Raw genomic sequence first — 9,762 nt, forward strand, 5'->3', positions numbered from 1 at the left:
CATAAAAAGTGCTCTGGCGCTTGCCAATGGTGCGGAGAGCGCTATCAATTATGTAGCAGATAATTTTGTTGCCAAGGTCAAGAAGATTACCGGTGGCAAGGGCGTCAAGGTGGTCTACGACTCGGTGGGCAAGGATACGTTCGACAAATCGCTGGGTTGTTTGGAACCCTTTGGCCTGATGGCCTGCTTTGGCGCGGCGTCCGGTCCGGTCGCCCCGTTTGCGCCCGGCATTCTGGCGCCCAAGGGTTCGCTATATGTCACGCGCTTGACGCTGTTTTGCCACATCACCACCCGCGAGAGAACACAGGCCATGTGTGGCTGATCTGTTTGCGGTAGGGCAGAGCGGCAAAGTCAAGATCCATATCGGCCAGCACTATGCGTTGGACCAGGTGCCGCAGGCACACAAAGACCATGAGGCACGTCAAACAACTGGGTGCTCGATCCTGACACTTTGAGGTGTGCCAATACAATGGAGCTCTATGAAAACACGAATCTCCAAGCACTTCCTGGCCGCTGTGCTGGTTTCCCTGGCACCGTGCGCCACAGTGTTGGCACAGGGCGCTCCGCAGGACTCCACCAAGGAAAGCTTCAACCGCGCCCTCAAGGATGAGGGCAAATGGTATTTTTCGTGGGGCTACAGCCGCCAGCAGTACGCACCCAGCGACATCCATGTGTCCCAGCCCGAGTTGGGCAATGACTTCACGGTGCACAAGGCCGCTGCGAGTGACTTTCCCGGCAGTGTGTCGGATACACTCAATTCGCTGGTCAATTTCGACTTCACCAATCCGCAGGAAAATATTCGGATTGGAAAGTTCATGAATCCGGAGAAGACGTTCGCGATCGAGTTTTCGCTGGACCACACCAAATACAACACTGATTTCGGCCAAACCGCATCGGTCAGCGGAACCATCAACAACCAGCCTGCGCCCGGCAGCATGGCGCTAACGCCGCAGAACTTCACCTACGCGCTGCACAACGGCCTGAACCATGTCATGGTCAATGCGGTGTGGTTGAAACATTTGCGCGGGCCTGAGCAACAGGCAGGCCACCTGCAATTGATCAGCCGCGTTGGCGCGGGCATTTTGCTGCCGCATGCGGACAACACCATTTTCGGAAAGGAGAACCAGGTAGGCCCGAAGAACGAAAACATCTGCTGCTTCTCCAGTAACGACTGGTGGCAACTCAATGGCTGGACCGTGGGTACGGAAGTGGGTCTGCGCTACCGCATCTACAAATCCATCTACGGCGAATTGACGCAGAAGTTCGCATACGGTGCGCTGAAGGGTGTGCCTGTTTACAAGGGCACGGCGGACCAGACGATCTGGATGAGCGAGCAAGTCTTTTCGCTCGGCTTCCTGTTCTAGACATCATGGGCGCGACTGAAGTGAGTCAGTATTAGGCAGCCAGTCTTCGACATCGTAGGTTTCGCCCAAGGGTGTAGATCTACATGCTGGGACTTTCGTCGTCAGCAACCAAAGGATCAGCCAAGTGGATGCGCTGTCCTGGCAACGCAAAGCCGCCTAAGTTGATTTCTCATTTTTTTATCATCAAATCAAGCCAAAAGCCGCAATGGGAGCTGGTTTTGCAAGACAGCTTGTCTTAACGCGGGCACGCCTACGCTTATAGCGTTTCCCGGTCGACATCTGCGTCAAAGCAGGCCTCGGAAGTTTCGGTTATCCGAGGCCGCGGATAGGTGACAGAGAAATCGGCGACCATTCGCGTCAGCGGCACATCGTAGAAACTGCCTCGCTGGTTCACGTATTCCATGTGCCGCCGGCCCTCGCGGTCGCACGGGTGGTAGAGCGAATCAACGCGTCCATCCCAATCGAGGGGTAGCAGGCCGAAGCGCTCGCATAGCTCGATATTGAACGCAGGCGTAGCCTTGACCCAGGTACCATCGAGCCACATTTCCGAGTAGCCGTGCCAGATGAAAAGGTCGGTTTGCATCATCTGCCGCATGCGTTCAGTCGACAGGTGGTTACGTACGTCGGCGTAACCCACGCGCGCCGGAATGCCAGCAGCGCGCGCCGCAGCGGTCAGTAGTGACGCTTTCGTCACGCACCATCCGACTCGGATCAACAGCACATGGCTTGCACGCATGCCTGCGGGCGAGAGATCAATACGGTACGGGTCGTAGCGGAACCCATCGCGTACGGCGTAGTACAACGAGACGGCCCGCTCACGTTCGGTTGCGCCTCTGGCGTTGACGTGCGCAAACGCGATTACGTCGGGGTGGTCGCTGTCGATCAGCGTCGTCGGCGCTAACGCGGCCGCAGAAGGTTTATCAATCATTGAGGTCTGTTCCCGTCGGTTGGTTAGGGTTCCAATACAGTCGCCACTTAAGATTACGGTCAACGAAATATACGTTCAACGACTTCGGTGAATACTATGAAATATTTAAAACGTCAGCGTGACGAAACACCACAGAAAACGGCTCAGCCTGAAAGCAGAAAGTTCCCGCTGCCAACGGCGACTATTCGGTCTGGGCTTTCCTGCCAGGCCTCAACTCGTAGGTTTGCAACCCGGCCACCCACGCGCAAAGGTCGGACTGCTGCCCAAGTATCCAGCACCTTTGCGCTGCGCAGATAGTCGATTCGGAAGTCAACTAGTTTTGGCATGCCAATCGATCCATTTGTCCACAACAAATGCAACATAGCTGCGCTTTCGAGAAAACCCGCCATCGCGCCACCGTGCATTGCCGGCAAAATGGGATTTCCGATCAACCGGGGCGATGTGGGCAAGAAGAAGAGCAGCTCTTGCTGGTCCAATTCCAGGCGCATGCCCAGAAATTGCGCAAAGGGTATATCGGCGATCAAGGGTGCCCCATCGCGAGTCGCCTTTGCGGCTGAAACGGTATCAGACAGTGACATCATGCAAAGTCTCCGGAGCGTTTGCCAGCAGGCCGCTTGTGAAAATGAACACGCCGACCGCAGTCGCAATCGGGCGATCCGGTGCGTCGTCGTAAAGGTATCCGCGAACAAATGCGAACTGCTCACTGACCTCGTGGCAGCACCCAACACAGGTGACCGCGACACTCGGCAGGCTTGGCCGCATGTAGTCGATGCGCAGGTCCAGTGTCGCGAATGCGCGATGGGTCGTCAATCGGCGAAACACCGCAAAACCAAATGTGTTGTCTGCGAGTGCAGCCAGAGCACCACCGTGCATCGACTGCGTATGCAGATCGCTGGCCAAAGCGTCACGGTAAGGCAGACGTAGCGCACAGTTCAAGCCATCAACATGGACGAACTCAATTCCGAGCTCCTGGTTGAAGGGTATGTAAGCCATCATGTCGCGCCAAGGATGCGGAGCGTTTGAATTCATATTGAGCTATCCTGTTCGACAAGTGCTGATATAGGGCAGCAGCGCGATACTTAGATCATAAGCTTTACTTACCAATTGACGCAACCCCATGGACCTTCAACGCGATAATCTAGGCTTCATGCTATCGGATGTATGGCGGCTTATTAAGCGGGTTTTCGACGATGCATTGAAAGGCAGTGGGTTGACCTTGGCTCAGGCCCGGGCACTTTTATACATCTCAACGCATCAAGGTATCCGGCAAGTCGAGCTTGCCGAACTTCTCGAGGTGGGGCAGATGACCTTGGCCCGTTTGCTCGATGAGCTTGCATCCGCCGGACTGGTGGAGCGTCGAACAGATCCAAACGATGGCCGAGTCAATCAGATGTTTCTGAGTGCTGAAGGCTTACGCCAAATCCGAACGGTCGAAAAAGTAGCGGATGTCGTTCGAATCAGAGCTATGCAGGGACTGAACGAAGAGCAGATTAACGGCGCCTATAAAGCTTTGAGGTCGATGCGCGACAACCTTGCGAGTACAGCTTCGCTATTTGATAACACTGAATCATCGGCAAAGCGCAAAAAGCGGGCCGCCCGTATCTTGCCAGGGACTATTTTGGCGACATCGAAAGAGAAATCTTTGCGCATGGGTCGCGACGGCGCAACTCGCACACCGCGTCGGTAAATCCAATAGGTATCGATAACTCGTTGTTGTGGCTACCATGCATCGCTCGATATGCGACTCCCGACCCAAGATTTTTACGACGGTGACTGTTGTGACTGCTGACCGGCAACGCTTCACGCGCTACGGTGTGATTGAGTCTTGGTGCGCACCGTACTGCCTGCGTTGGAGTCGCGTTCGCGCCACCAGCGACTGCACGACTCCCACAGCGCCACAGAATTAGGCGTCGGCTTTTTGTTGGTGGGCGTGGTCGCGTCGGGGACCACGCGCAGTACGCCATCCACCCGATGCAATCGGATGCATGTGCCCAGTCGACAAGGATACCCGCGGCAATGCCAAAGCAAGCACAGACTTCATCGACGGCTATGCAACCAACGTACCCAAGGTGTTTGCGGCTGGTGACGTGCGCCCTGGTGGTCTGGGCGATCCGCGAAGGCCGCCAAGCTGCGAGTTCGGTTGATGAGTATCTGATGGGGGCCAGCGACTTGCCCCGGTAATGTGGCCCCCACGTTGCACCGCTGCGCGGGTCGCTGCCCCCGAGGGGGCTAAATCCGCTTGGGGCGGCCCAGCGCGGATTTATTGCTCCAGGGTTGTCGCATTGATGCACGCCAAATACAAGGGTTAACACGAATCCCTTATCATCCAACAGCCGGAAACTGCCCGGTTTTTGTTTTTTTATGGCTTCCCACCCACCCACCCCGCTCGTCGAGCTGCGCAACCTGAGCTTTGGCTACGGGGAACGCGTCACATTGAATAACGTGTCGCTGACCGTGCCGCGTGGCAAGGTCGGTGCGTCTAGTGGGGGCAAAACGACGATTTTGCGTCTGATTGGCGGTCAAAACCGGGCGCAAACGGGGCAGATGCTGTTTGATGGCCAGGATGTGACGGTCATGGACCGCGACAACTCTATGCCGCACGGCGCCGCATGGGCATGCTGTACCAGTTTGGAACGCTGTTTGCCGACTTGAGCGGCTATGACAACGTGGCCTTTCCACTGCGCGAGCACACCGACCTGTCGTCCGAAGAGACGGTCCACGACATCGTGCTGATGATGCTCAATGCCGTAGGCTTGCGCAATCCTTGCGACATGATGCCCTCGGCCCTGTCGGGCGGTATGGCGCGCCGGGTGGCACTGGCACGTGCCATCGCGCTGGACCCCGAACTGGTGATGTACGACGAGCCGTTCACCGGTATCGATCCGATTTACGTGGGCACCTCGGCACGCCTGCTCCGGCAGTTGAACGATTCCATGGGGTTGACCAGCATTTTTGTATCGCATGAGCTGGAGCAGACCTTCACCATTGCCGACCACGTCATCATCCTGGTCAATGGTAAGGTGGCCTCGCAGGGCACGCCCCAGGATGTGCTCAACAGCAACGACCCTCTGGTGTACCAGTATGTCAATGCACTGTCCGAAGGGCCTGTGCGTTTTCACTACCCGGCGCACAGTGTGGACGACGATTTCGGCCCGGATGCGGGCAGGACACCACTACAACAAAAACAGGTCGGAGTGACGCGATGAGTTGGTACAAACCCGCCGATGCAGGCTTTGCCACCCGCAGCAAACTGGCGAACATGGGCTATGCCGCACGGCTGTTCTTCAAGTTGCTGCTGTCGATCGTGCCAACCTTTCGCCGCTTCGGCCTAGTGCGCGACCAGATCCACTTTCTGGGCAACTACTCGATGGCCATCATTGCGGTGTCCGGCCTGTTCGTGGGCTTTGTGTTCGGCCTGCAGGGCTACTACACCCTGCAGCGCTATGGCTCCTCCGAGGCGCTTGGCCTTCTGGTCACGCTCAGCTTGGTACGCGAGCTGGGTCCGGTGGTGACGGCCTTGCTGTTTGCCGGACGGGCTGGCACTTCGCTGACCGCCGAGATTGGTTTGATGAAGGCCGGTGAGCAGATCAGCGTCATGGAAATGATGGCCGTGGATCCCATTCAGCGGGTGCTGGCGCCGCGTTTCTGGGCCGGTGTCATCGCCATGCCCCTGCTGGCGGCCGTGTTCAGCGCCATGGGCGTCATTGGTGGCTGGGCCGTGGGCGTGGTGATGATCGGCGTGGATTCCGGTTCGTTCTGGAGCCAGATTCAGGGTGGTGTCGACGTTTGGCAGGATGTGGGCAACGGCGTCATCAAAAGTTTTGTGTTTGGCTTGACGGTGACCTTTATCGCCGTGTTCCAGGGGTTTGAGGCCCAAGCCACACCCGAAGGCGTAGCGAGCGCGACTACGCGCACGGTGGTGATGGCTTCACTGGCGGTGCTGGGACTGGATTTCATCCTGACCGCGATGATGTTTACTATTTGAATACTTCGTGGGACAGACCGGAGCGAAGCGCAGCTCTGTCCTCAACTGATTAGAAAAAGGAATTTCATGCAGCGTTCCAAGAATGACGTGTGGGTGGGTGGGTTTGCGCTCATCGGAGCCGTGGCCATTTTGTTTCTGGCGCTGCAGTCGGCCAATTTGTTGTCCCTGAATTTCCAGTCCACGTACCACGTCTCTGCCAAGTTTGACAATGTCGGGGGGCTCAAGCCCAAGGCAGCGGTGCGCAGCGGCGGGGTGGTGGTGGGGCGCGTCGAGACGCTGACCTTTGACGACAAGACCTTCCAGGCCCGCGTGACGCTGGCTCTGGAAAGCCGCTATGCCTTTCCCAAGGACAGCTCGTTGAAAATTTTGACCAGCGGCCTGCTCGGAGAGCAGTACATTGGCATAGAAGCCGGTGCGGCGGACAAGAACCTAGCGGCGGGGGATGTGATTGGGGCAACCCAGTCGGCCGTCGTGTTAGAGAACCTGATCAGCCAATTCCTATACAGTAAGGCGGCGGAGGGTAGCAGTAGCCCGGGGCCGGAGAAAAAATGAGTGCGAATGACGTTATGCGATCCACTGACCCGCGGACGCCAATGCCGTGGCGGGATCAACTAATCCGCTGGAGCGCGGTGCTTGCGGTGGTCGCGCTGCAAGCCTGTACTGCTGTACCCCAGAAGGACCCGCGGGACCCCATGGAGTCCTGGAACCGCAGTGTGTTTACTTTCAATGACTCGGTCGACCGTGCTGTCGTCAAACCCGTGGCAACGGTATACGCCCGTGTCATGCCCAATTGGATGCGCACCGGCATCAACAACTTTTTCACCAACCTCGACGATGTCTGGTCGCTGGTCAACAACGCTTTGCAATTGCGTGGGCTGGACACTGCGGACAGCTTTGGCCGCGTAGTGGTCAACACCACGATGGGTCTGGGTGGCCTGTTGGATGTGGCCAGTGAAATGGGCATGGAGCGCCATTCCGCCAACTTCGGTTTGACGCTGGGGCGCTGGGGTGTTGGGCCTGGTCCTTTTGTCGTGCTGCCATTTTGGGGAGCTTCTACGCTGCGAGACACGCTGGCCCTTTCCCTAGACATCCCAGGCAATCTCGTGAATTCTGTGCAAGATGTGCCCACCCGTGATGCCTTGACTATTGTCAGCGCGGTCGACACACGCGCCACCTACCTGAAGGCGGGCGACGTGGTCGATGGCGCCGCGCTGGACAAATACAGTTTCACGCGGGATGCCTTCTTGCAGCGTCGGCGCAACCAAGTGTATGACGGCAACCCGCCAGACGAGGATACGACGTCTTGGGACTCCGAGCCAGCCGCGGCGCTTCCTGCGGCCCCAGCCTCCGCAGCCCAGTAGCCGTGTCGGCTTGGGGCTTGCCGGGCGCGTTAAGACGGCACACGGAGTAATGCAAGCTATTTACAGGATCTAGGAACAAATATGATGAAACGCGCTTTTTTATGCCAGGTTCTGGCAGCCTCTGTTCTGTTGGCCACAGCCTTTGCGGCCCCTATGGTGCACGCGGAAGACGAGGCACCAGACGCCTTGATCAAGCGTTTGTCGACCGATGTGCTGGAAACCATCAAGAACGACAAAGCGATTCGCGCTGGCGATATGGCAAAGGTCGTCGCCTTGGTCGATTCGCGCATCATGCCCAATGTCAACTTCCAGCGCATGACGGCATCTGCGGTGGGACCCGCTTGGCGTCAGGCCACGCCCGATCAGCAAAAACGTTTGCAAGAAGAATTCAAGACCCTGTTGGTGCGCACCTACGCGGGCGCCTTGGCCCAGGTGTCAGATCAACTGATCACGATGAAGCCGCTGCGCATCGCCCCGGAAGACAAGGAAGTGCTGGTGCGTTCCGAAATCAAAGGCAGCGGTGAATCCATCCAACTGGACTACCGCTTGGAGAAGACTCCCGGCCAGGGCGCAGGATGGCGCATCTACAACCTGAATGTGCTGGGCGTGTGGCTGGTGGAAACCTACCGCAGCCAGTTCGCCAGCGAAATCAACACCAAGGGTATCGATGGATTGATTTCTGCTCTGGCCGAACGCAACAAAGCCAACAACAGTGGCAAAAAGGCCTGATGTGCTGAGTTTGCCGGCTGAATTGACCCACGGGCAGGCCAAAGCCTGTCTGGCGCAGTTGATCACGGGTCTGGGCGCTGAAACTGCGTCCCCCGTGGTGGTCAACGCCACGGCCTTGGGGCGTTTTGACTCTTCGGCGCTGGCCGTATTACTGGAACTGCGCCGCGTCTGTATGCGCGGTGGCAAGGCCCTGGTCGTGCAGGGCCTGCCCCAGCATATGAGCGACCTCGCTACCCTGTACGGCATCGAAGGGCTGTTGCCCTCTACCTGATCCTCTCTTGAGCCAAGGCCGCCTAAAATGGCGGTTTGACCATGTCCGCCATTTCCTTCCAGTCTGTCTCCAAAAGCTATGCGTCGCCGCGTGGGCCCGCTGGCGCCAATGGACAGCAGCGCAAAACTATAGACAGTAGCGCCGGACAAGGACTTTCCCACTGACCACAACCCGGCGACGCCCAGGGAGCCGCCATCCCTGCTGGAGACACTTAACTTTTCCCATCGCCATTGCACGCGACGCGTCTTTTCGAGGGAGTGCACGGGGACAATGCAGTGCCTGCCGCTGGCCCATACCGCACTAAATTCCTTGCTGTCTGGCATTCGCCCCGTGCGGTCGCTGCTGGTGGCCATTGCAAAGCTCCCATGGCAAGCCACCGGCGAGCATCCGGCCATCGAACCCTTGGCCGGGCTGCGAGCGTTATATCTCAAAGGCTCCAGAAAGCTGCCTGACGATGTTGTGGCACCAAGTCTGGGAAGGGTCGGCAGGTGTCGATCTCCAGCCCAGACCGGGAGCGGGCGTTTCAGGCATTGGAGGTGGCCACCCTGTTTGCCCTGCACCGCGCGGTGCGCAATGGCTCGGTCTGGATTGAGCACAGCCTGAGCTTTTGCGGTCGTGCGCGCCTGTTCTTCACGGAAGAGATCTGGAAAGACGAGGCCAAGAAGCACTATGCCCGTCTGTCGTTGCCAGGCAAGGCGGCCACGTTACTTAAACCTTTGCTGGCCGGGGTCACTGCCGGCGTCGAGTCGGGTGGCCGAGTCGGCACGCAATGGTGCACTGCGCGTCGACGATGAGCTCCATCTCTCAGCTCTCCCCGCTGAAGACGAAGACCCGGAAGTCACCAAACTGCGCGCGGCTTTGGATCACCGCATCGGTAATGTTCAATCGCCGTAAGTGATTCTGGCCGTAGACGCCCAGGCGCGGTTTAGCTGGATCATGCTCGGGCCTGAACCGCGCTCTACCGACTAACTGATAGTCTATGACTGTTGGCGCCGACCGAAAATTGACCCGGGGTCAATATTGAATCGGCGCCGACAGTGTGACAAATCACGGTGCGGACATTCACCCGGAAAGGCTGCCACGCCTGTTTGACCGGTTCTTTCGTGCTGACAAGTCCAGAGCCG

At 57.9% G+C, this 9,762-nt stretch carries 10 protein-coding genes and 4 pseudogenes; 11 read left to right on the forward strand and 3 right to left on the reverse strand.

All coding sequences use genetic code 11. From position 1 onward, the window contains the following. A pseudogene (locus KBF66_RS17095) lies at window positions 1-455 on the forward strand (zinc-binding dehydrogenase); the annotation flags it as partial. Window positions 456-515: 60 nt separating this feature from the next. Next, on the forward strand, window positions 516-1,364 hold the full coding sequence (locus tag KBF66_RS17100) for a hypothetical protein (RefSeq protein WP_296660158.1): 849 nt from the start codon (window positions 516-518) through the stop codon (window positions 1,362-1,364). Between the two features lie 256 nt (window positions 1,365-1,620). On the opposite strand, the gene KBF66_RS17105 is transcribed toward KBF66_RS17100, so the two are convergent. From KBF66_RS17105 to KBF66_RS17115, 3 genes are all read right to left on the reverse strand, one after another. Then, the gene (locus tag KBF66_RS17105; protein ID WP_296660161.1) at window positions 1,621-2,292 is read right to left on the reverse strand and encodes a transglutaminase family protein; all 672 of its coding nucleotides are present in this window, start codon (window positions 2,290-2,292) and stop codon (window positions 1,621-1,623) included. A gap of 143 nt (window positions 2,293-2,435) precedes the next feature. After that, window positions 2,436-2,873 (reverse strand): PaaI family thioesterase, encoded by a 438-nt coding sequence (locus KBF66_RS17110; protein WP_296660164.1) that lies wholly within the window; start codon window positions 2,871-2,873, stop codon window positions 2,436-2,438. Continuing rightward, entirely contained in the window at window positions 2,857-3,321 is a 465-nt protein-coding gene (locus KBF66_RS17115) for a PaaI family thioesterase (RefSeq protein ID WP_296660167.1), read from the reverse strand. The genes KBF66_RS17110 and KBF66_RS17115 overlap by 17 nt, the downstream gene beginning before the upstream one ends. Window positions 3,322-3,409: 88 nt before the next feature. On the opposite strand from KBF66_RS17115, the gene KBF66_RS17120 reads away from it, so the two are divergent. The 9 genes and pseudogenes from KBF66_RS17120 to KBF66_RS17160 all read left to right on the forward strand — a co-directional run. Continuing rightward, the gene (locus KBF66_RS17120; protein WP_296660170.1) at window positions 3,410-3,979 is read left to right on the forward strand and encodes a MarR family transcriptional regulator; all 570 of its coding nucleotides are present in this window, start codon (window positions 3,410-3,412) and stop codon (window positions 3,977-3,979) included. Between the two features lie 307 nt (window positions 3,980-4,286). Then, window positions 4,287-4,473, forward strand: a pseudogene (gltD, locus tag KBF66_RS17125) (glutamate synthase); the annotation flags it as partial. Window positions 4,474-4,653: 180 nt separating this feature from the next. Next, window positions 4,654-5,498, forward strand: a pseudogene (locus KBF66_RS17130) (ATP-binding cassette domain-containing protein). Further along, window positions 5,495-6,277: a lipid asymmetry maintenance ABC transporter permease subunit MlaE gene (mlaE, locus tag KBF66_RS17135; protein WP_296660174.1), complete on the forward strand. Its 783-nt coding sequence runs from the start codon at window positions 5,495-5,497 to the stop codon at window positions 6,275-6,277. Before KBF66_RS17130 ends, mlaE begins: the two are co-directional and overlap by 4 nt. A 66-nt stretch (window positions 6,278-6,343) precedes the next feature. After that, window positions 6,344-6,829 (forward strand): outer membrane lipid asymmetry maintenance protein MlaD, encoded by a 486-nt coding sequence (gene mlaD / locus KBF66_RS17140; protein WP_296660178.1) that lies wholly within the window; start codon window positions 6,344-6,346, stop codon window positions 6,827-6,829. Between the two features lie 41 nt (window positions 6,830-6,870). Further along, on the forward strand, window positions 6,871-7,638 hold the full coding sequence (locus KBF66_RS17145; protein ID WP_296660182.1) for a VacJ family lipoprotein: 768 nt from the start codon (window positions 6,871-6,873) through the stop codon (window positions 7,636-7,638). 81 nt (window positions 7,639-7,719) lie between these two features. Then, window positions 7,720-8,367, forward strand: a complete 648-nt coding sequence (locus KBF66_RS17150) for an ABC transporter substrate-binding protein (protein ID WP_296660186.1) — start codon at window positions 7,720-7,722, stop codon at window positions 8,365-8,367. 1 nt (window position 8,368) lies between these two features. Next, entirely contained in the window at window positions 8,369-8,638 is a 270-nt protein-coding gene (locus KBF66_RS17155) for an STAS domain-containing protein (protein ID WP_296660189.1), read from the forward strand. Window positions 8,639-8,947: 309 nt separating this feature from the next. Beyond that, window positions 8,948-9,604, forward strand: a pseudogene (locus KBF66_RS17160) (Tn3 family transposase); the annotation flags it as partial. Window positions 9,605-9,762 lie beyond the last annotated feature (158 nt).

Origin of the sequence: Rhodoferax sp. (assembly GCF_018063565.1) — a bacterium.
GTDB lineage: Bacteria > Pseudomonadota > Gammaproteobacteria > Burkholderiales > Burkholderiaceae_C > Rhodoferax.